General features: G+C 66.5%; 17 protein-coding genes. 5 read left to right on the top strand and 12 right to left on the bottom strand.

Features of this window, described 5'->3' with window-relative positions:
• Positions 1-5: 5 nt before the first annotated feature.
• Positions 6-620 carry a YqgE/AlgH family protein gene (locus tag AC3A6F_RS14905; protein ID WP_320473419.1) on the bottom strand — a complete coding sequence of 205 codons (615 nt, stop codon included), beginning with the start codon at positions 618-620 and terminating at the stop codon, positions 6-8.
• Positions 621-853: 233 nt separating this feature from the next.
• Here AC3A6F_RS14905 and AC3A6F_RS14900 point away from each other — a divergent pair, with 233 nt between their 5' ends.
• Complete coding sequence (locus tag AC3A6F_RS14900) at positions 854-2329, top strand: cryptochrome/photolyase family protein (RefSeq protein WP_487681981.1); 1476 nt, start codon at positions 854-856, stop codon at positions 2327-2329.
• Positions 2330-2487: 158 nt separating this feature from the next.
• On the opposite strand, the gene AC3A6F_RS14895 is transcribed toward AC3A6F_RS14900, so the two are convergent.
• The 6 genes from AC3A6F_RS14895 to AC3A6F_RS14870 form a co-directional block, all read right to left on the bottom strand.
• Positions 2488-7743, bottom strand: a complete 5256-nt coding sequence (locus tag AC3A6F_RS14895; protein WP_487681979.1) for an Hpt domain-containing protein — start codon at positions 7741-7743, stop codon at positions 2488-2490.
• A gap of 7 nt (positions 7744-7750) precedes the next feature.
• Positions 7751-10024 (bottom strand): methyl-accepting chemotaxis protein, encoded by a 2274-nt coding sequence (locus AC3A6F_RS14890; RefSeq protein WP_487681977.1) that lies wholly within the window; start codon positions 10022-10024, stop codon positions 7751-7753.
• A 37-nt stretch (positions 10025-10061) separates the two neighbouring features.
• Complete coding sequence (locus tag AC3A6F_RS14885; RefSeq protein ID WP_487681975.1) at positions 10062-10607, bottom strand: chemotaxis protein CheW; 546 nt, start codon at positions 10605-10607, stop codon at positions 10062-10064.
• Complete coding sequence (locus tag AC3A6F_RS14880; protein WP_320473083.1) at positions 10604-10990, bottom strand: response regulator; 387 nt, start codon at positions 10988-10990, stop codon at positions 10604-10606. The genes AC3A6F_RS14885 and AC3A6F_RS14880 overlap by 4 nt, the downstream gene beginning before the upstream one ends.
• 25 nt (positions 10991-11015) lie before the next feature.
• Positions 11016-11411, bottom strand: a complete 396-nt coding sequence (locus AC3A6F_RS14875; RefSeq protein ID WP_320467398.1) for a response regulator — start codon at positions 11409-11411, stop codon at positions 11016-11018.
• Between the two features lie 163 nt (positions 11412-11574).
• On the bottom strand, positions 11575-11727 hold the full coding sequence (locus AC3A6F_RS14870) for a rubredoxin (RefSeq protein ID WP_123072063.1): 153 nt from the start codon (positions 11725-11727) through the stop codon (positions 11575-11577).
• 98 nt (positions 11728-11825) lie between these two features.
• On the opposite strand from AC3A6F_RS14870, the gene thiD reads away from it, so the two are divergent.
• Positions 11826-12635, top strand: coding sequence for a bifunctional hydroxymethylpyrimidine kinase/phosphomethylpyrimidine kinase (gene thiD / locus AC3A6F_RS14865; protein ID WP_487681973.1), 810 nt, complete (start codon positions 11826-11828; stop codon positions 12633-12635).
• 46 nt (positions 12636-12681) lie between these two features.
• Positions 12682-13980, top strand: a complete 1299-nt coding sequence (hemL, locus tag AC3A6F_RS14860; protein ID WP_487681971.1) for a glutamate-1-semialdehyde 2,1-aminomutase — start codon at positions 12682-12684, stop codon at positions 13978-13980.
• A gap of 192 nt (positions 13981-14172) precedes the next feature.
• Here the strand turns inward: hemL and corA are convergent, their stop codons facing one another.
• The 4 genes from corA to AC3A6F_RS14840 all read right to left on the bottom strand — a co-directional run bounded on the left by corA (position 14173) and on the right by AC3A6F_RS14840 (position 17635).
• Complete coding sequence (corA, locus tag AC3A6F_RS14855) at positions 14173-15138, bottom strand: magnesium/cobalt transporter CorA (protein ID WP_123072015.1); 966 nt, start codon at positions 15136-15138, stop codon at positions 14173-14175.
• A 108-nt stretch (positions 15139-15246) separates the two neighbouring features.
• Positions 15247-15963 (bottom strand): monofunctional biosynthetic peptidoglycan transglycosylase, encoded by a 717-nt coding sequence (gene mtgA / locus AC3A6F_RS14850; RefSeq protein ID WP_487681968.1) that lies wholly within the window; start codon positions 15961-15963, stop codon positions 15247-15249.
• 2 nt (positions 15964-15965) lie between these two features.
• Entirely contained in the window at positions 15966-16781 is an 816-nt protein-coding gene (gene aroE, locus AC3A6F_RS14845; RefSeq protein ID WP_487681966.1) for a shikimate dehydrogenase, read from the bottom strand.
• The gene (locus tag AC3A6F_RS14840) at positions 16778-17635 is read right to left on the bottom strand and encodes a TonB C-terminal domain-containing protein (protein ID WP_487682099.1); all 858 of its coding nucleotides are present in this window, start codon (positions 17633-17635) and stop codon (positions 16778-16780) included. The genes aroE and AC3A6F_RS14840 overlap by 4 nt, the downstream gene beginning before the upstream one ends.
• Before the next feature lie 357 nt (positions 17636-17992).
• Here AC3A6F_RS14840 and AC3A6F_RS14835 point away from each other — a divergent pair, with 357 nt between their 5' ends.
• Positions 17993-18145 carry a type II toxin-antitoxin system HicA family toxin gene (locus AC3A6F_RS14835; protein WP_487681964.1) on the top strand — a complete coding sequence of 51 codons (153 nt, stop codon included), beginning with the start codon at positions 17993-17995 and terminating at the stop codon, positions 18143-18145.
• Positions 18146-18216: 71 nt separating this feature from the next.
• Complete coding sequence (locus AC3A6F_RS14830) at positions 18217-18633, top strand: type II toxin-antitoxin system HicB family antitoxin (RefSeq protein ID WP_487681962.1); 417 nt, start codon at positions 18217-18219, stop codon at positions 18631-18633.
• 77 nt (positions 18634-18710) lie between these two features.
• Here AC3A6F_RS14830 and AC3A6F_RS14825 read toward each other — a convergent pair whose 3' ends face one another.
• Positions 18711-20753 (bottom strand): ribonuclease catalytic domain-containing protein, encoded by a 2043-nt coding sequence (locus AC3A6F_RS14825; protein WP_487681960.1) that lies wholly within the window; start codon positions 20751-20753, stop codon positions 18711-18713.
• Positions 20754-20755 lie beyond the last annotated feature (2 nt).

Below are 20755 nucleotides of genomic sequence, written 5' to 3'. Positions count from 1 at the left end.
TCAGATCAAGCATGGCCGGCTTCGGTGGCGAGCATGAAGGGATCGATCCCCAGCAGTTTGATGGCGGCGTTGTAGCGTTCCTCGATCGGCAGGTCGAACAGCACGCGCGCGTCGGCGCCCACCGTCAGCCAGCCGTTGCGCGAAAGTTCTTCTTCGAGCTGGCCGGGACTCCAGCCGGCGTAGCCGATCGAAACCAGCATGCGGGCGGGGCCGCCGCCGCTGGCGACGGCTTCGAGCACGTCGATCGAGGTCGTGAAGGCGACGTCGTCGGTGACGTTGAGGGACGAGGAATAGCGCCCGCCCGGCGAGTGCAGCACGAAGCCGCGGTCGTCCTGGACCGGCCCGCCGAACATGATCGGCTCGTCCACCACGGTCGCGCGCAAGCCTTCGGCCAGCTTCAGGTCGACGCGGTCGAACAGCGTTTCCATCGTCATGTCGGTCGGCTTGTTGATGACCACGCCCAGCACGCCCTTGTCGTTGTGCTCGCAGACATAGACGACAGTGCCGCCGAAGATCGGGTCCTGGATCGATGGCATGGCGATCAGGAAATGGTTCGCAAGATTAAGTCCGGACGCTGCCGGACCGGCCTTGGCGAGCGATTCATCCTGCTCCCGGGGCATACCCGGCATCGGTAGAGTTTTGCCAACTTTGGTTTTTTTCATACGGATACTCTCAAAAGGCGCACTCTTGCGTTAAAACATGATCGACTGCCAACGTTCTGCAGCACAACGTTACGCTTTTCCCTAGTTTACACCCATTTGGCCGAGAGGCCCCCCGGAACCATCACGACGCGCACACCACGGTCCGATCCTAGACAGTAAAATCTGCTCCCACCTTGACCCTGCACACAGTGATGAATTTGAGCAAGTCTTTAGTCTGGTTCCGGCGCGATCTGCGCGCCTTCGACCACGCCGCGCTGCACCACGCCTTGCGCTGTTCGCAACAAGTGTTCTGTGTTTTCGTGTATGACACCGACATTCTCGACGGCTTGCCGCGCGACGATCGGCGCCTGCGCTTCATTCACGCCACCCTGGCCAGCCTGGATGAGGAATTGCGACGTCTTGGAGGCTACCTCATCGTGCGCCATGGCAGCGCCCGGGATGAGCTTGTTGCACTGGCGAATGAACTGGGCGTGGATGCGGTGCATGCCTGTACCGACTATGAACCGGCGGCGATCGCGCGCGATCGCGAGGTGGCGCAACAGTTGGCGGCGCAAGGGTGCGCCTTCCATGCATACAAGGACCAGGTCATCTTCGAGAAGGATGAAGTGCTGACCCTGGCGGGACAGCCGTACTCGGTGTTTACGCCCTACAAGAACGCCTGGCTCAAGCGACTGGCGGCGCGTCCCGAGACGCTGGCGGCATATCCGGTCGACGCCTATGCGCATGCGTTCGCGCCGCCCGCCGCACCGTCCGCCCTGCCTGCGCTGGAAGACATCGGCTTCGAGGCCGGCGAACCGCCGCTGCCGGCCGGGATGGAAGGCGCGGAAGCGCTGTTCGAAGCCTTCATGGAAGACATCGCCGACTACAGCCGCGCACGCGACTTCCCGGCCGAGGATGGCACGTCGCGGTTGTCGACCCATCTGCGTTTCGGCACCACCTCGATCCGTCACCTGGTGCGCACGGCCCAGCAATTGATGCTGTCGGGCGCCGGCGGCAGCGGCGCCTCGGTATGGCTCTCCGAACTCATCTGGCGCGATTTCTATGCGATGGTGCTGGCCCAGCACCCGCACGTGGTCGAGCGCTCCTTCAAGCCGGCCTTCGACGCGGTGCAGTGGGACGACGGCCCGGACGCCGATGCGCTGTTCGCGGCCTGGTGCGAGGGCCGCACCGGTTATCCGCTGGTCGATGCGGCCATGGTGCAACTGAACACGACCGGCTTCATGCACAACCGGCTGCGCATGGTGACGGCCAGTTTTCTCACCAAGGACCTCGGCATCGACTGGCGCCGCGGCGAGCGCTATTTCGCCCTGAAGCTGAACGACTACGAGATGGCTTCGAACAACGGCGGCTGGCAATGGGCGGCATCGACCGGCTGCGATGCCCAGCCCTGGTTCAGGATCTTCAATCCGGTGACGCAATCGACGCGCTTCGACGCGCGCGGGGAATTCATCCGGCGCTACCTGCCTCAACTGGCCAAGCTGGATGGCAAGCAGATCCACGCGCCCTGGCTGGTCAAGCCGGAAGCGCTGGCCGAGCGCGGCGTGGTGCTGGGCCAGGATTATCCGGCGCCGGTCGTGGACCACGACGCGGCGCGCAGGCGCACGCTGGAACGGTTTGCGGTGGTCAAGAAGACGGTTGGTGTCAAGGGGGATGCGGGTGGCGATTGATGGTGGTGGCTGGGCGTGTTGACTTGGGTTCCCGCCTGCGCGGGAACGACGGTTTGGAGGCTAGCGGTACAAACCATCAGGCCGCGTGATCGCACCCACTGCCCAAGCACGTCGTTCCCGCGAAGGCGGGAACCCAAGTCCGTCACCCAGCCACCACATCACACCCCGTCGCGATTCAACAACCCCTCGATCGCCGCCAACAGTACCGGCTCCTGATACGGCTTGCCATAATAGGCATTCACACCCAGCCCCAGCGCCACGTTGCGGTGCTTGTCCGCCGTGCGCGAGGTGATCATGACGATCGGGATGTCTTTCGTGGCCTCGTTGCCGCGAACATTGCGCGTCAGGTCGAAGCCGTCCATGCGCGGCATCTCGATATCGACCAGCATCAGGTCGGGCGCGCCCTGCTTGAAGAGTTCGAGCGCCTCGACGCCGTCCTTGGCCAGCTGCACCCGATAACCTTCGCGCTCCAGCAGGCGCTGGGTCACGCGGCGCACCGTGAGCGAGTCGTCGACCACCATCACGGTCGGGCGCCGCACCTGGCGCGCCACTTCCTGCTTTACCTGCGCGGCGGCCTGCGGCTGCTGCGCCAGCGCCAGCGGATCGAGGATCAGGACGATCTCGCCCGAGCCCAGCACCGTCGCGCCGGCGATGCCCGGCACCCGCGACAGCTGCGGGCCGATGTGCTTGACCACCACCTCGCGGTTGCCCAGCACCTCGTCCACGCGCAGCGCGATGCGGCTGGCGCCGCCGTTCAGCACCAGCACCGGTGTCGAGCGCTGGTTCGCGGTGCGCTCGTCCTCGTCTTCGCCCAGCAGGCCGGGCAAGGCATGCAGCGCCAGCGTCGTGCCGGCTAACGAAATATGGCCGGCCTCGATCGCCGCCGCCAGCTCCAGCGCGCGCACCTGCTCCACCCGCTCGACCAGAGTCGACGGCACCGCATGCGTGCGCCCGCCGGCCGTCACCAGCACCACTTGGGCGACAGCAAGTGTCAACGGCAGCGTGATCGTGAAGCGCGCGCCCTGCCCCGGCTCGGACACGACGGCCACGCGTCCACCGAGCGCCTGGGCTTCGGAACGCACCACGTCCATGCCGACACCGCGGCCGGCCAGCTCGGTCAGCGTGTCCGCCGTCGAGAAGCCGGGCTCGAAGATCAGTTCCGTCACCTCCTGGTCGGACGCGTCTTCGCCGCCCTCGAGCAGGCCGTTGGCCTGCGCCTTGGCGCGGATGCGCTCCAGGTCCAGGCCGGCGCCGTCGTCGCCGAACACGATCATGACTTCGTTGCCATGCTGGCTGACCTGCACCAGCAGTTCTCCCGTCTCCGCCTTGCCCGCTCCCTGGCGCGCCGCGCACGGCTCGATGCCGTGCACGATCGCATTCCTCAGCAGGTGTTCGAAGGGCGCGGCCATCTGTTCCAGCACGCCGCGGTCGATCTCCACGGCGCCGCCGCGGATGTCGAGGTTGACGCGCTTGTCGGTTTCCTTGGCGGTCTGGCGGGCGACGCGGAACAGGCGTTCCGACAGGCTGGCGAACGGCACCATCCGCACCCGCATCAGGTCGCGCTGCAGGTCGCGCGTCATGCGCGCCTGGCTGGCCAGTTCCTCGTTGGCGCCATCGACCGTGCGCACCAGGCTTTCCTGGAACGAGGCGACGTCGTCGACGCTTTCTGCCAGCATGCGCGTGAGTTCCTGCAGGCGCGTGAAACGGTCGAATTCGAGCGGGTCGAATTCGCGCTCGCCCGAGATCGACAGCTTTGATGCGATCTGCGATTCGGCCTGCATTTCGATCTCGCGCAACTGGCGCCGCAGGCGCGCCACGTTGTCCGAGAAGTCGCCCAGCGAACCCTTGAGCGCGCCCATCTGGTTTTCCAGGCGCGAGCGCGTGATCGACACCTCGCCGGCCTGGTTCACCACGCGGTCGAGGATGTCGGCGCGCACCCGCACCAGCGGCGAACGGACCGGCTCGGCCGGCGCCGGTGTGTGCGCCGGCGCCTGCTCCGGTGCGGCTTGCGCCTGAGCCGGTTGCTGCAACGCCTCGAACAGCAGCATCGCCGCGTCGTAGTTGGCCAGCAGCTCGTCGAAGGCGGTGGCCGGCAAGGTGGACGTACCGGCGTGGACCATGTTCTCGATCTGGGTTTCCAGCTCGTGCGCGTGCTGGCCCAGGCGCATCGCGCCGGCCATGCGCGCGCTGCCCTTGACCGTATGCAGGTCGCGCTGCATGCCCTGGGCGATCGCGGTATTGGTCGGCTCTTGCTGCCACTGGCGCAGGTCGTGGCCGATGCGCGGCAACAGGTCCGCGGCCTCTTCCAGGAATACCGGCAGCAGATCCGGGTCGATCTCGTCGGCATAGCTGGCGCCGACCAGTTCGGGCTCGGGCTCCGGCTCAAGTTCAGGTTCGGCTTCCAGCACCGCTTCGGCCAGCACCGCTTCGTCCGGGGTGACGGCCACGAAATCGGCTGCCCGCGCGGCTTCCGGCGCGGCTTCCTGCGCCTGCGGAGCTGCCTGGTCGAGTTCCGGTGCGGCGAAGGTATCGTCGAGGAAGGAATCGAACAGATCGTCGATGTCGTCGGTCTCGGCCGTCTTCGGCGCGGGCTCTGGCGCCCGGCGCGCTTCGAATGCGGGCGGCGCGGCCAGCAACTGCTCGTAGGCGGCCGCGAACAGCGCGTCGAGCTGGTTGGCCAGGGCCGGATCGGCCTCGCCATACAAGGCGGCCGCCTGCTGGCTGGCCAGGCGCTCGCGCAGCGCCGTCAACTGTTCCACCAGGTCGGGCTGGCCAGGGGCCAGCTCGCCCAGGGTGAACACCTGCAGCATGGTGCGCATGCGCGACAGGGTCGCATCGAACAGGTCGAACTGGCCGTCCTCGAGCTTCGTGCCCGGCGCCGCCAGTTTCTCGAGCGTCGTCTCCAGCTCGTGCGCGAGGTCGCGCAGGGCGCCGTAGCCGACCGTGGCCGAGGTGCCCGACAAGGTATGCGCCGCCGTCACCGCGTCCTGCACCACCTGTTTGTCCAGGCCGTGGCGCAGCGCGTCGAAGCCTTGTTCGAGGGTGGCGCACAGCGTCTCGGTTTCGCCCAGGTAGACGTCGTGCAAGGCCTGCGGGATGGCCAGGTCGCCGACGCGCTTCACGCCATCGTCGCCCGGCATTTCCAACGGCTGGTCAAGCAGCGGGATATCGTCGAGCGCCGGCGCTTCGATGATGTCGTCCAGCACCAGTGGCTCGTCACGCGGTGGCTCGAACGTCAGTGGTTCGAACGGTCCGCCATCCTGCACCCGCGCGGCAGCCTCGATCAGCGCCGCCCCGTCGCGCTCAGGCCTGCGGCCAGCGGCCAGCTCGGCCACCCAGGCATCGAGTTCGGCATAGGCATGGGCCAGCAGGGCCAGCAGGTCGGCGGTGGCCGAACGGCCGTCGGCCAGCCACACGTTCATCACCCGTTCGATGGCGGCGGCGGTGGCGGCGAAGGCCTCCAGGTCCACCATGCGGCTGCTGCCCTTGAGCGTATGGAAGGCGCGACGCAGCTGGGTCAGGATTTCCTGGTTGGACGGCTCGTCGGCCGCGCGCGGCAGCGTCTCGACCACGAAGGCCAGCACTTCCTGCGCCTCGGCGATGAAGATGCCCAGCAGTTCGGCGTCGACGCCGTCCACGGCCTCCGGCGTGTCCACAGGCGCGGCTTCGGCCGCGGCCTCGACGAACTCGAACGGCAGCTCACGCAGCAGCAGCTTGTCGGTGTCGAAGGTGAAGCGGCCGCGCGCGGCCTCGCTGTCCTGGGCCAGCAGGTCGGCGAAGAAACCGAGCGCGCCGATGTTCTGGGCGATGTTGTGGAGCGACGCATGCTGGTCGGTCACGTCGGCCTCGCTGGCGGCCAAAGCGCGCACCGCTTCCTCGACGTGGCGCACGGCCAGCACCGCCTGGTCCTGGTCGAGGATGGCGAACGCTCCCTGCAACTGGTGCAGGATCGGCGCCGCCTGCCCGAGCACCTGGCGCTTGCCCGGGTCGTCGTAGTAATCGTCGAGCAGCTTCTCGATCTGGCGCAAGCCTGCCTTGACTTCGTTCGCCAGCACGGCCACGGTCTGGCCCTGCTGGATCTGGCGCGCCAGTTCGCCCTGCCAGTGCGGGGCGTCGGGCGGCGTCTCGCCGGCGGCCAGCGCCAGCAGGCGCGCGCCGACGGCTTCGGCATTCTCCGAGAAATCCTCGGGCAGCTGGCGCAGCTGGTCCAGGCCGTTCTCGACGAACAGCATGGCGGCCGCCATCTCGAGCCCGAACTGGTCGTCGCGGCCCGACTGCACCGAGTCGCTGGCCGCGCGGCCCAGTTCGCGCAGCAGCTGGGCCAGCGCGGGGGCGCCCAGCTTTTCGCTGGCGCCGGCCAGGCGCGCCAGCGCGTCGTTGAAATCGCTCTCGACTTCGGCGTCGGGCTTGCCCTCGCCGGCGATGCGGTCCCAGTCCGACTTGGTGCGCGCCAGCGCTTCGCGCGCCTCTTGCAGGGCTTGCGGGTCGAGCTTGCCGTAGCGGCGCTCGGCATAGTCGGGCGGCACGGCGCCATCCAGGCCCAGGGCCTGGCGCAGCGCGCGCGCCTCCGGTCCCGGTTCGCGCGCGGCGGCGATGAAGAACAGCGCGTCGCGCAGCATCGCTTCGGGCGCGTCCGTCTCGCCCTTGACCAGGCGCCGCAATTGCAGGTTGACCTGCCCGAACAGCTGCTTGATGTAGAGGTCGCTCTCGACCTGGCCATCGGCCACCACGGTGGCGAAGGCATGCATCGCCTGCCAGAACAGGCGCGCGCGCCCTTCGTCTTGCGTCGCTGCGATCGGCGCGATCGCGGCCACCAGGTCGGCGGCGTGATTCTTTCGCCCGGCGTCGTCCTCGGCCTTCAGGTAGGGCAATAAGGCTTTTTCGAATCGACCACGGCAGGCCGCGATATCGACCTGGTCGTCATCTTCCGGCGCGGGCAACTCGGGCAGCACCGACAGGTCGAGCGGCATCAGGTCGGACGGATGCACCTTGCGTTCGCCCTGGCGTTCGACCATGTCGCGGTAATACGGGAACAGGCGCGCCGGCTGTTGCGGCATGCCGGCCAGCAGTTCGTCGAGGTATTCGCCGAGCGCCCCGAAGGCGTCCAGCACCACCTGCACGCTATCCACGGTGCATGGCAGTTCGCCATTCTTGAAGCCATCCAGCACCGCCTCGGCCGCGCCGGTGTAGACGCCGACACCCTCGACGTCGACCAGTTGCAGGGCGCCGTGCGCCTGGTGCAGGTGGGTCTTGGCGTGCAGCAGCAGGGTAGGCTGGGCCTCCGGCGAACGCCCGGCGGCCTCGCGCAAGGCGGTGGCCGCGCGCGCCAGGGCGTCGCGGATTTCGCCGATGACCCAGGACAGCGGGCCGGTGTCGAAGCTGGAACGTTGCAAGGTCGGGATCGGGGTAGCCATGGGCCGCTCAGGATACCACGCGGAAGCGCGACACCGAATCCTTGAGCTCCTGGGCCAGGGTGGCCAGTTCATGAATCGACTGCGCGGTCTGGCGGGTACCCTGCTGGGCATGTTCGGTCATGGAGAGAATCTCCTGCATCTTGTCGGCCACGCCGGTGGCCTTGGTGGCCTGGCGCTCGGTGGCGTGCGACATGTCGCCGATCAGTTCACCGAGGCGGTTCGACACGCGCGAGATGTCCGACAGCGCGGCGCCGGCGGCGTCCGACAGGCGCGCACCTTCGACCACGCCCTGGGTCGATTTTTCCATGGCCGCCACCGCGTCGTGGGTGTCGGTCTGGATGGTGCGCACCAGCGCGCCGATCTGCTTGGCCGCCTCGCCCGAGCGTTCCGCCAGGCGCTGCACCTCTTCGGCCACCACCGAGAAGCCGCGACCGGCCTCGCCGGCCGATGCGGCCTGGATCGCGGCGTTCAGCGCCAGCACGTTGGTCTGCTCGGTAATGTCCGAGATCAGCTCGGTGATCTCGCCGATCTCCTGCGAGGATTCGCCCAGGCGCTTGATGCGCTTCGAGGTTTCCTGGATCTGCTCGCGGATCTCCTGCATGCCGCGAATCGCGTTCTGCACCGCGGTTGCGCCCTGCTCCGCCGCCGCCACCGACTGGCGCGCCACATTGGCCGATTCGAGGGCCGAGCGCGACACGTCGGTGATCAGGCCGGCCAGGCGTATGGTGGTGCTGGACGCTTCCTGGATCTCGCTCGACTGGCGTTCGGCCGCGCCCAGCAGCTCGGTCGAGACCTGCTGCGCGCCGTTCGAGGCGCGCGCCACCTGTTCCGAGGTCTTGATGACGCGCACCACCAGCTCGCGCAATTCCTCGACCGTGTAGTTGACCGAGTCGGCGATCGCGCCGGTGATGTCTTCCGACACCGTGGCCTGCACCGTCAGGTCGCCGTCGGCCACCTCTTGCAGCTCGTTCATCAGGCGCAGGATCGCGGCCTGGTTCTGGTCGTTGGTGGCCTTGGCTTCTTCTTCCTTGGCCTGGGCCAGCTGGCGCATCGCCTCCGCTTCGCGGCGGCGCTCCTCGGCCGCGCGCGCACGGGCGGCGGCATCGTTCAGCATGGCGCGCGAGATGCCCAGCGCCGCGACCAGGGTGAACAGGGCGGCGACGACCGTCAGCCAGAACCAGCCGCTGGTGCCGGCCTGGTCGCGCTGATAGTCGCCGTGCAGCTTGGCCAGCATGACGCGCAGCTGTTCGCTGTCGCGCGAGATCACGCGCTCGGCGGCGCGCGCGCTGGCGTAGTTGGTGAGATTGCCCAGCAACGGGGTGATGGTCTTGACGTACTCGTCGAAGCTGTCGCGGGTGCGCGCCAGGCGCATGCGCTGTTCGAGGTCGGTCAGCGGCGCCAGGCCCAGCTTGCCGCCGCCATCGAGCAGACCGTCGACGATCGCGCGCAGCGACTCGATGTCGCCCATGATGTAGGTCACCGCGTTCTGGGCCGAGCCCGGGGTGGTGAAGGTCTGGGTGCCGGCCGACAAGCGCTGGGCCAGCGACTGCATGCTCAGCGCCGCCACCTGGCGCCGGGCGTCGCTCGACTCGTCCTTTTGCAGGCGCTCGGCGATCGCGGTCAACTCTGGCCCCACCTCTTCATACTGGCGCAGGCTGACGCCGAAGGCCAGCAGGTTGCGCTTGTTGGCGATGATGCTGGCGGCCGCCTTGGATGAGGCGTTCCACAGCACGATCGCCTTTTGCAGGTCGTCGGCGCGCTGGCCGCTGGCGGCCGGGATGCGGCCGGTCGGCGACTGGCCGCCGCGCGCCAGCAGGTCCAGTTCGCGGCCCAGCTGGGTGCGGCTGTCTTCGAGCTGGTCGAAGGCGGCGGCGTCGCCGCGCAGCGCGATCGGCGCCGCCTTGGCGAAACGCTGGGAGTGCATCACGGCGTCGCCGGTCACCTGGCTCTGCCCGGCCAGGCGGGCATCGATCGCCGAATTCTGCCAGGCTGCCAGCATGGTCAGCAGCACGCCGCCGACGAAGGCGCCCAGCAGCAGGTTCAGGCGGCCGGGCTGGAACTGCCCGCCGATCGGGACGGCGCGCAGGTCGCCGCCGCTTTCCGCTGCCAGCGCCTCGCTCGCGCTGCGGCTGCGAAAGCCCCCGAGCCGGCGCGCGGCCGCGGTGGCCGAACCGCCCGCATCCAGGTGCGGCGCCGAAGGGGACTCGCCGGCCGGCGCCGGCTCCAGGGCGGCGTCGCCCTTCGCGAAGAAGTTCGTGGTCAGTTTCGAAGCGAATCCCATTGCTGCTCCCTGTTTCCTGCTGTGAGTGTGTTTGTTGTTAGCGTGCGACTTGGAGGAAACGCTCTTCCCGCACCAGCGCCGCGAGCGACAGCGGCGTCCAGGTGTTGCCGTCGGCATCGCGCAAGGCATCCCCCACGCGTTCCATCGCGCTGGCCTGGCGCAGTCCGTAGACGTTCGAAGCCAGCAAGGCGCAGTTGAAGCCAAGATGGGGTGCGAACACCACCAGGCGCGGCGTCGCGGCGCCATCGGGCGCTGCTTCCTCGCCCAGGTAGCGCGCCAGGTCGATCACGCCCAGCAGGCTGCCGCGCACATTGGCCAGGCCCAGGTACCAGGGCTGGGTCAGCGGGACGGCGGTCAGGGGCGGGGGTGCGACGATCTCGCCGGCCTCGAGCAGGTCGACCAGGTAGCGCGTGGCGCCGATCGCCAGGCCCAGCTGGCCGGTGCTGGCGCCGGCGCCGGTTTTGGCCGCCTGCATCTTTTCCAGCAGCTGCTCCTGGTACAGGCGCAGGCGGGTACGGCGCGCCGCGGGATCGCGCCGGCCGCCCTCTTCACTCTCGCCGACGTCGTCCGCCGCGACCGTCATGCGCTCACGCCGCCGGCAGTCGCCAGGGCCGCGATGCTGGCCAGCAGGCGCTCGGGATCGACCGGCTTGACCAGGTAGTCCTTCGCGCCCTGACGCAGGCCCCAGATACGGTCGGTTTCCTGGTTCTTGCTGCTGCAGATGATGACCGGCAGCGCCGCCAGCTCCGGGTCGCGCGCGATGGCGCGCGTGACCTGGAAGCCGTTGGCGCCCGGCATGACCACGTCCATGAGGATCAATTCAGGACGTTCGGCGCGGATGCGCTCGATCGCTTCGTCGCCGTTCACGGCGGTGCTGACGGCAAAGCCGTTCTTCACCAGGATGTCGGTCAGGTACAGGCGTTCGGTCGGGGAATCGTCGACGATGAGGATCTTGTTGATGGCCACTTACGGCTCCGGCTCGGTAGATAGGTCAGGCCTGGGACATGGCATGCTCGCGCACGGCCGCCAGCAGGCTGTCTTTGGTAAAGGGCTTGGTGAGATAGGCGCTGGCGCCGACCATCGCGCCGCGCGCGCGGTCGAACAGGCCATCCTTGGACGACAGCATCAGGACCGGCGTCGCGCGAAAACGCGCGCTCTTCTTGATCAGGGCGCAGGTCTGGTAACCGTCCAGGCGCGGCATCAGGATGTCGCAAAACACCAGCGCCGGATGATGGTCGTTGATCTTGGCCAGGGCGTCGAAGCCGTCGTCGGCCAACACCACCTGGTAACCGGCCTGGTTCAGGAAAATCTCGGCGGAGCGGCGGATCGTGCTGCTGTCGTCGATTACCATGATGGTCAGGGCCGTGGATTGCGGCGATGTCGTCATTTTCGTTTCACTTCGGCTTGAAGCGCCACGATAGCACAGCGCATCTTTCTTGTGCGCAAAGTGTTGCAGGGAGTCAACTATTGCGTAATATGGCATCCCGAGAGTGGACGAGATGCCATTGGCAAGCTGATCACATTGTGATCTTTATTGCATGAATCGGGGTTCAGATCATCGTCATTTCGAAGTCGTCCTTGCGCGCGCCGCACTCCGGGCAGGTCCAGTTCATCGGAACGTCGGCCCAGCGCGTACCGGGAGCGATGCCATCGTCTGGCGAACCGGTAGCCTCGTCATAGACCCAGCCACAAATCAGGCACATCCAGGTCTGGAAAGGCGCGGTGGATTCGGTACTCACAGTATTGGTCCTTGTATCTAGTAAAATGTGGAATCGGAATCCGGCATCTTAATCTACCCGACGTGCAAAACCAAACGTTCCCCCTCATCCTGAGCTTCGGCGTCTGCGATCCCGTCGGCGCCATCGGCGTGCAGGCCGATTGCGCCGCATTCGCCGCCCTCGGGTGCCACGGGCTGTCGGCCATCGCCGGCCTCTTGGTCTCGGACAGTGCACGCATCGAGAATATGTACGAGCTCGACAGCGACTGGATGGCCGAGCAGGCGCGCACCCTGCTGGAAGACATGCCGATCGCCGCCTTCAAGGTCGGCGCCGTCGGCTCGGCCCTGCACCTGGCTGCGATCGCCGAGATCGTGTCCGACTACCCGGATGCGCCGCTGGTCCTCGACCCCTTCCTGTCGGCCCTGCCCGACGCCGGCCTGGGCGACGAGGAAATGCTGTCCGCGCTGCGCTCGATCCTGGCGCCGCAGGCCACCGCCCTGATCCTGTCGCAGTCCGAACTGGGCCGCATGGCCGAACTGTGGCGCGATGGCGCCGAGGGCAAGGACGGCGACTTCGAGGAAGACGTGGCCGAGCTCACCTCGAGCGGCCTGCATTACGTGCTGGTGACCGGCAGCCGCGACGAACACGGCGCCTGCTCGAACCGCCTGTACGACGCCAGCGGCGAAGTCGCGCGGGTCGACTGGCAGCACCTGCCCGGCCCCTTCCTGGGCGCCGGCAACACCTATTCGGCCGCCTTCACCGCCTGCCTGGCGCGCGGGATGGATGCGCCGCAGGCACTGGCGCTGGCCCAGGAATACACCACCGGCGCACTCGAACATGCGCAGCGCTTCGGCATGGGCAAGTTCATTCCCAGTAAATTCTTCCGTCCCTAGGCGTTCTGCGCTGGGACGGGTTCTTTCCAATCACGAAGCAGCTATCATGACCACTGAACAATCCACCTCGCGCAACGACACCCTGTTTGCCCGCGCCCAGCAATCGACCCCTGGCGGCGTCAACTCGCCGGTGCGCGCCTTCCGCTCGGTGGGCGGCACCCCGCGCTTCATCGAGCGCGCCAAGGGCCCGCATTTCTGGGACGCCGACGGCAAGCGCTATATCGACTACATCGGCTCCTGGGGCCCGGCCATCCTCGGCCACGCCCGTCCTGAGGTGGTCAAGGCGGTGCAGGCCGCGGCCGAGAATGGCCTGTCGTTCGGCGCGCCGACCGAGGGCGAGATCGAGATCGCCGAGGAAATCTGCCGCCTGCTGCCGTCGATCGAACAGGTGCGCCTGGTCTCGTCGGGCACCGAGGCGTGCATGAGCGCGCTGCGCCTGGCGCGCGGCGCCACCGGCCGCGACAAGATCGTCAAGTTCGAGGGCTGCTACCACGGCCACGCCGACTCGCTGCTGGTGAAAGCCGGCAGCGGCCTGCTCACCTTCGGCAACCCGACCTCGGCCGGCGTGCCGGAAGACTTCGTCAAGCACACCCTGGTGCTCGACTATAACAACGTCCCGCAGCTGGAAGACGCCTTCGCCTCGATGGGCGACACCATCGCCTGCGTGATCGTGGAGCCGGTGGCCGGCAATATGAACCTGATCCGCGCCACCCCTGAATTCCTGCAGCGCATGCGCGAACTGTGCACCGAACACGGCGCGGTGCTGATCTTCGACGAGGTGATGTGCGGCTTCCGCGTGGGCCTCGAAGGCGCCCAGGGCATGTACGGCATCACCCCCGACCTGACCGCACTGGGCAAGGTGATCGGCGGCGGCATGCCGGTGGCGGCCTTCGGCGGACGCGCCGACCTGATGCAGAAGATGGCCCCGATCGGCCCGGTGTACCAGGCCGGCACGCTGTCGGGCAATCCGGTGGCGGTGGCGGCCGGCATGACCACCCTGAAGCTGATCCAGGAAGACGGCTTCTACGAGCAGCTGACGGCGACGGCGGATCGCCTGGTGACGGGGCTGACGGCGGCGGCCCAGGAAGCGGGCATCGATTTCTGCGGCGACTCGGTGGGCGGCATGTTCGGCTTCTACTTCTCGAAGGACGTGCCGGGCAGTTATAGCGAAATGATGGCGGGCGACAAGGAACGCTTCAACCGTTTCTTCCACGGCATGCTGGAAGAAGGCGTGTACTTCGCGCCGGCCATGTTCGAAGCGGGGTTTGTGTCGATCCAGCACGATGATGCGGTCATTGACGAGACGATCGAGGCGGCGCGCCGCGTGTTCAAGCGGATCGGCTAAGCATTATTGTTGGCCCTCGCACGTCGTTATCTCCACTGGAGATAACGACTTCCCGCGCAGGCGGGAACCTAAGTTTCTTGCCCTACCACTGAAGCGAATGCTGGTGGCGGCGCTAGTGACTTGGATTCCCGCCTGCGCGGGAATGACGTTGCAGAGGCCACTGGCAGAAAAACTGCCGCGCATTCCCACGCCTTACTTCAACCACCCCCGCCGGCGGAAGTACAGCAGCGGCGCCACCGCGCTGGCCGCCATCAGGGCGATCGCGAACGGATAGCCGAAGCGCCAGTTCAGTTCCGGCATCAGGGCGAAGTTCATGCCATACAGGCTGGCGATCAGGGTCGGCGGCAGGAAGGCGACCGAGGCCACCGAGAAGATCTTGATGATCTTGTTCTGGTTGATGTTGATGAAGCCGACGGTGGCGTCCATCAGGAAGTTCACCTTGTCGAACAGGAAGGACGTGTGGCCGTCGAGCGACTCGATGTCGCGCAGGATCTGGCGCGCCTCCTCGAACTGGTCGGAATTGAGCAGCCGGCCGCGCATCAGGAAGCTGACCGCGCGCCGGGTGTCCATCATATTGCGGCGGATGCGGCCGTTCAAGTCTTCCTCGTGCGCGATCGCGTTCAGCGCGGCAGCCGCGTCATTGTCGGTGAATTCCTTCTGCAGCACGCGGGTCGAGACTTCCTCGAGGCTTTCGTAGATGCCTTCCAGCGCGTCGGCCGAATACTCGGCGTCGGTCGCGTACAGGTCGAGCAGCACGTCCATATAGTCTTCGATCGAGCCGGGCCGCGAACGCGCGCGCATGCGCACCAGGCGGAACACGGGCAAGTCGTCGTTATGGACCGAGAACAGGATTTTGCCGGACAGGATGAAGGCCACCGTGACCACCCGCGACGGGCCGTCTTCTTCTTCGAGCAAAAAGTCGGTGCGCAGGTGCAGGTCGCCGTTTTCGGCCTCGTAGTAGCGCGCCGAGGCTTCGATGTCCTGCACTTCGTCCTCGCCCGGCAGGGTGACGCCATACTTGGACTTGACCCAGGTGCGCTCTTCTTCGTCCGGATCGGTCAGGTCGACCCAGACCGGCGCGACGTTTTCCAGGTCTTCCCGGGAAGCGATCGTTGCCTGGTTCAGGCGGCCATTCTGTAGGACAAATACGTTGATCATGCGCTGGGTCTCGTTCGCTGTTCTTGCAAATCTTTGGCCGGGTCGGAAAGTAGCGCAAGTGTAACCGTTCGCCGTGCACTGAGCCAACTCAGTAACGAGAATTTCGCGTCAAGGCACCTCGGCGAAACGCATCTGGCGCATGATCGCGTTGGTGCGGCGCTGCAGGTAATTGGTCGAGCGGTGCTTGTCGTAGTAGCGCGGATTGGGCAGCATCACCGCCAGCCGGGCGGCCTGGGCCTGGCTCAGGTTGGCCGCCGAGGTCTTGTAGTAGTAGCGCGCAGCAGCTTCCGCGCCGAACACGCCGCGGCCGAATTCGACCACGTTCAGGTAGAGCTCGAGGATGCGTTCCTTGCTCATCACCGTCTCGAGCATGAAAGTAATCACCATTTCCTGCCCCTTGCGCACATAGCTGCGCGAGCCGGACAGGAACAGGTTCTTGGCCAGTTGCTGGGTGATGGTCGAGCCGCCGCCGACCACCTTGCTGCGCCGGTTGTTGCGCTCATAGGCGCGTTCGATCGCTTCCCAGTCCACGCCGCCGTGGACGCTGAAGTTGGCGTCTTCCGAGGCCACCACCGCGCGCTTCAAGTTGCGCGAGATGCGCTCATACGGCACCCACTGGTGCTTGAGGGCCGCGTTCGGATTCTTTTCGCGCAACTGGGACAGCTGCTCGCGCATGAAGCTGGTCGAGCCGGGATTGAACTGGGAATACCAGCACACCATGGCGAAGAAATACAGCTGGACCAGCAGCACCAGCAGCAGCGGGGCCAGGAAGATCCACTTGATCCAGCGGCGCCGCGTCGGCGCGGCCTTGCGCGACTTGGCCATGGTCAGCCTGCCTGGCGCATCGCGGCCAGCACGCCGTCCGTCTCCGGCCGCACGCCGCGCCACAGCAGGAAGGCCTCGGCCGCCTGCTCCACCAGCATGCCCAGGCCGTCGCGCACATTTGCGCCGTGGCGCGCGGCGAATGCCATGAACACGGTCGGCTCCTTCCCGTACATCATGTCCAGCGCCAGCACGCCGGGGCCGAATACCGCCGCCGGCACCGGCGGCACGTCGGCCGCCAGGCTGGCCGAGGTGGCGTTGATGACCACGTCGAAGCCGCCCTCCACGTCCTGGAAACCGCTCACCGCCAGCCGGTCGGCGTGCGCCGCGAAATCGGCCGCCAGCCGTTCGGCGGTCGCCAGGGTGCGGTTGGCGATGACGATCTGGCGCGGGTTTTCCATCAGCAGCGGCAACAGCGCGCCGCGCGCGGCGCCTCCGGCGCCCAACAAAAGGATGCGCTTGCCGGCCAGCGGCACGCCGGCATTGCGCACGATGTCGGCCACCAGGCCGGGGCCGTCGGTGTTGTCGCCGACGATCTCGCCCTGGTCGAAAATCAGGGTGTTCACGGCGCCGGCGGCCTGGGCGCGCGGCGCCAGCCGGGTCGCCAGCCGCGCCGCGTCGAGCTTGAACGGCAAGGTGACGTTGGCGCCCCGATAGCCTTCGGCGACCAGGCGCCGCACGGTGGCCTCGAAGCCGTCGGGCGGCGCCAGGCAGCGCTCGTATAGCAGGTCGTGGCCGGTCTGCAGCGCGTAGGCGGCGTGGATCTGCGGGGATTTGCTGTGGGCGATCGGATTGCCGATGACGCAATAGCGGTCGCTCATTTGGCGGCTTCTCCAAGGGTTGCCTGCATCTTGTCCTCACGGGTGAAACGGAAACGGGTGAACACTTCCCACAGGTCGTCCTTGCCTTCGGTGCGCATATTGGCCGGGAAGGCGCCGAACGGGGCCGAGCGGCGCACGATCTCGAGCGCGGCCTTGTCGAGGGCCGGGTTGCCCGAGCTGCGCTCGACGCGCGGGCCGCCATCGCCCAGGTACAGGGTGCCGTCCTGGAACACGGGGATATAGACCACCAGGTCGCCGTACAGCTTGCGACCCGCCTGCTGCGGGAAATTCAGCGTGCCGACTTCCTCGATGCGCTTTTGCATCGTCTTGTAATACAGCGCGTAGCCGACCTGGCGCGTGCTGGGCGTGATTTTCGTGCGCTTGGGGCGGCGGTTTTCTTCCTCGATGCGCTCGAAGATCTCGGCGCTGGTGCGCGAGATGGCGCGCGTGGTGTCGATGTTGTCGGCACCCTGGCGGGTGGGATCCGGCTTTTCGCGCTCGGTGACCGGCGGCGCGGTGAAATTGCCGCCGCCGCGAGCCCGTGTCAGCACGTTCTGCTGCAATCGCTCGAGTTCGGAGATGCGGCGCTGCAGGGCCTTGATGCTGTCGCCGTCCTCGACCTTGCGCAGGTCGGGCAGCGGCGACTTCGCTCGGCCAGCCTCGGCCGTGCCGCCGCCGTCCAGGTTGGCCTGCGCCAGCGCGTCGGCCTTGGCTGGCGCCCGGTCGTGCTTGGCATTGACCAGCACCACTTCCAGTCCGGGATCGGCCGGCTGGTGGCGGAAAGCCTCCGGCGCGGCGAACCGCAGCGCCAGCAGGCCCGCGTGGGCTGCCACCGATACGGCCAGGGCGATCATCAGGGGACGGTTTTGGAGGAAAGACTTCACGCGCTACGGGTGGCCTAGTGAGGCAATTGAATCAGAGAATTGACCAATTCTAACCCGGCAGGAACGGTTGAGGGAGGTTGAAAACGTGAAGGACCGGGAACGTGGTCGGTTCGATAACGCTTAGTGGCTAAAGACTCGGGCGTTTTTTCCAAACTTCGGACGCATCAATGCTGCAAGTCAGGCAAAAACAGCCGACAATCAAATTTGGAGGATGAAAATTTAAACAAATATGTTTAAAAATCCACTTGCGCTCTCACTCAAACCTGTCTAACTTAGACGTGTCGAAGCACACTGGGGACACGCGGTGAAACAGAGCGAGTTCGTCAGGTGGCTGAGCTTCAAGGCGCGACGTTCAAGGATGGCGCCAACCACTTGAAGGTCTACCTGAACGGGCAGCAGACCATCCTGCCTAGGCACCCGAGCAAGGAACTCAAGACAGGCCTTGTCGAGGGCGTAAAAAAGCAGTTAAAGCTCAAGTAATACACGCGATTAAGTCTTTGCCCCGTAGCACCGTACCACAGTAAATTAAATGCAAGCCATGGAGTGTGTGTATGAAATACCCTGCAACCTTCACCCCAGCCGACGAAGGCGGATTCGTCGTCACGTTCCGAGATATCCCTGAGGCGATTGCCCAAGGCGACGATGAGGATGAGTCGATCAAGGAAGCGCAAGATGCGCTCGTCACCGCGATGGACTTCTACTTTGAGGACAGCCGCCTTGTACCCGCGCCTTCGAAAGCACGCAGAGGCGAGCGCTTGGTCGCGCTGCCATTGAGCGTGTCGGCCAAGGTGCTGTTGCTGAACGCGATGATCGAGCGCCAGGTCGGCCCGTCCCAGTTGGCCCGCCTCATGGGCATCAAGCCGCAGGAAGTGAATCGCATTATCGACCTGGGCCATAACACGAAGATCGATACCGTCGCGAACGCGATGGCCGCGCTCGGACGCGAGCTGGATGTCGTTGCCTTCTAGTGACGGTTAGCGGCGGGATCATCCGGCGCGAAATCGGCACAGATAACCATCACCGCGTCGCGGGTGACCCGCCAACCCTACGAAGCCGACGCCGGCGCCGGCTGCGGCGCATCCCCGGTATCGACCGCCGCTACCGCACCTTCGGCCTCGACCACCTCGGCCACCGCCGCTTCGCCGGTGTCCGCTTCTTCCTCGTAGTCGAGCGATGCATCCGGTTCGGCCGACGCCACCTCGAGCAGGCGCGCTTCCAGGTTCAGCTCGATCTCGTCCCAGCGCACGATGTCGAGTTTCACCTGGGCGCCGCGCGCCACCTGCGGCATGCCGGTCAGGCGCACCACCAGCGGCACGTCGACCAGGCGCACCAGCTCGTCCTTGAGCACGACGGCCTCGGCCTGTTTCACCTGCTCTTGCGCCAGCCAGCGCAGGCACCAGTAGCGCTCCATATTCTGCTGGAAGTCGTTATAGGCCGAGTACGCAGCGTCGAAGCTCGAGACGATCGCGAACAGGGTCGCGTCGCGGTGCTTGAACGGCGCCACCAGCGGCGCGGTCACGCCGTGCTCGGCGGCGGCCAGGATCTGCCACTGGTTGACCAGGTCGGTGTAGCGGCGCAGCGGCGAGGTGCTCCAGGCGTACTGGTCCACGCCCAGGCCCTGGTGCGGGGCCGCGTGCGTGACCATGCGCACCTGCATCTTGGCGGCCCAGCCGCCGGCGCCTGGCGTCTGCGAGCGGTAGATGCCCGGCACGCCCGAGTCGTGCAGCAGCTTGCCCCAGGTGCTGTTGGCGAAGATCATCAGCTCGGCCACGATCTTGTCCAGCGGCGCGCCGCGCTTGCGGCGCACGATCGAGACCACGTCGTCCTCGACGTAGAAATTGAAGTCGACCCGGTTCGCCTGCTCCGGCTTGAGGCCGAAGGCTTCGCGCTTCTTCATGCGGCCCGCTTCCAGCTGCAGCGCCCACTTCCACAGCAGGCCCAGTTCGTCCTTGTGCGGATAGTTGCCCTCGCCGCTCTCCAGCGTTTCTTCATTGACCACGTGATCGAGGTCGTTGTGGCGCAGATTGTTCTTGATCGGCACGCGCTCGGCGCGGGTCGTGGTCGACTTGACGCTCCAGTCGCTCGGATCGAGCACGGCGTACAGCGACAAGGCCGGGCAATCGTTGCCCTCGGCCAGGGTGAAGGCATTGACCACCTCGTCCGGCAGCATGGTGATCTTGTCGCCCGGCATATACACGGTCGACATGCGCGCGCGGGCGATCTTGTCGATCGCGTCGTCCGGGCGGATGCCCAGGCCCGGCGCGGCGATGTGGATGCCGACCTGCACGTTGCCGTCGTCCAGGTGCACGACCGAGAAGGCGTCGTCGATCTCGGTGGTGGTGACGTCGTCGATCGAGAAGGCGGCAACATTGGCCAGCGGCAGGTCGCCCGGCGCTTTCGGGATCTCCACTGGCGCGAAACCGGCGCCGCGCGGGAAGTGCTCGAACAGGAAGCGGCCCATGTGCAGCTCCTTCGGCGAGGCCAGGCCGCCGACGTCCAGCATCAGGCGCGGCGCGCTGGTCTGCAGTTCGTTGGCGGCCGTCTCGAATGCCTTGTATTCGATGGTGTTCTTGTCGGGCTTGAACAGCAGCTGGTGCACGATCTGCTGCATCGAAGCGGGCAGCTTGCCCGCTTTCAGCTCTTCCACATAGCCGGCCTGGACGATGGCCTGCTGCTTTTTCTTTTCGATACCGGCCAGCGCCGCCTTCAGCGACTGTTCCGGCGCTGCCTTGTAGCGGCCACGGCCCTTCTTGTAGAAATAGATGGGCGAGCCATGCAGGGCCAGCACCAGGCCGGCGGCTTCGTGCGGCAGCGGCGCGTGGCCGAAATATTCGGCGCCCAGCTCGGCGAAACCGAATTCTTCTTCGCCTGCGACTTCCCACAGGAAATCGAGATCGACCTCGGCGACGATCGCCTTGGCCGCGTCCAGCAGGGCTTGCGGCTCGGGCTTCTCGAACTGCAGCAGCACGTCGCGCGTCTTGACCTTGGTGCGCTTACCGCTCGGCATCTCCACCTGATAGGCCTCGCCCGCTTGCGACAGGATGGCGCCGACCTTGAAGTCGCCCGATTCCTCGAAAAATACGTTCATAG

Source organism: Massilia sp. Soil_C_3 (genome assembly GCF_057657035.1).
Note: the sequence above shows the minus strand (reverse complement) of the source record. Positions and strands in the feature narration are given on the sequence as shown.

Coding starts and splice junctions, on each gene's coding strand:
- AC3A6F_RS14870 (WP_123072063.1), bottom strand. CDS start 11,727: ATGTGCCTGATTTGTGGCTGGGTCTATGACGAGGCTACCGGTTCGCCA.
- aroE (WP_487681966.1), bottom strand. CDS start 16,781: ATGAGCGACCGCTATTGCGTCATCGGCAATCCGATCGCCCACAGCAAA.
- AC3A6F_RS14840 (WP_487682099.1), bottom strand. CDS start 17,635: ATGATCGCCCTGGCCGTATCGGTGGCAGCCCACGCGGGCCTGCTGGCG.
- AC3A6F_RS14830 (WP_487681962.1), top strand. CDS start 18,217: ATGAAATACCCTGCAACCTTCACCCCAGCCGACGAAGGCGGATTCGTC.
- AC3A6F_RS14900 (WP_487681981.1), top strand. CDS start 854: ATGAATTTGAGCAAGTCTTTAGTCTGGTTCCGGCGCGATCTGCGCGCC.
- AC3A6F_RS14875 (WP_320467398.1), bottom strand. CDS start 11,411: ATGACGACATCGCCGCAATCCACGGCCCTGACCATCATGGTAATCGAC.
- AC3A6F_RS14905 (WP_320473419.1), bottom strand. CDS start 620: ATGCCCCGGGAGCAGGATGAATCGCTCGCCAAGGCCGGTCCGGCAGCG.
- corA (WP_123072015.1), bottom strand. CDS start 15,138: ATGATCAACGTATTTGTCCTACAGAATGGCCGCCTGAACCAGGCAACG.
- AC3A6F_RS14885 (WP_487681975.1), bottom strand. CDS start 10,607: ATGACGGTCGCGGCGGACGACGTCGGCGAGAGTGAAGAGGGCGGCCGG.
- AC3A6F_RS14890 (WP_487681977.1), bottom strand. CDS start 10,024: ATGGGATTCGCTTCGAAACTGACCACGAACTTCTTCGCGAAGGGCGAC.
- mtgA (WP_487681968.1), bottom strand. CDS start 15,963: ATGGCCAAGTCGCGCAAGGCCGCGCCGACGCGGCGCCGCTGGATCAAG.
- AC3A6F_RS14895 (WP_487681979.1), bottom strand. CDS start 7,743: ATGGCTACCCCGATCCCGACCTTGCAACGTTCCAGCTTCGACACCGGC.
- AC3A6F_RS14825 (WP_487681960.1), bottom strand. CDS start 20,753: ATGAACGTATTTTTCGAGGAATCGGGCGACTTCAAGGTCGGCGCCATC.
- hemL (WP_487681971.1), top strand. CDS start 12,682: ATGACCACTGAACAATCCACCTCGCGCAACGACACCCTGTTTGCCCGC.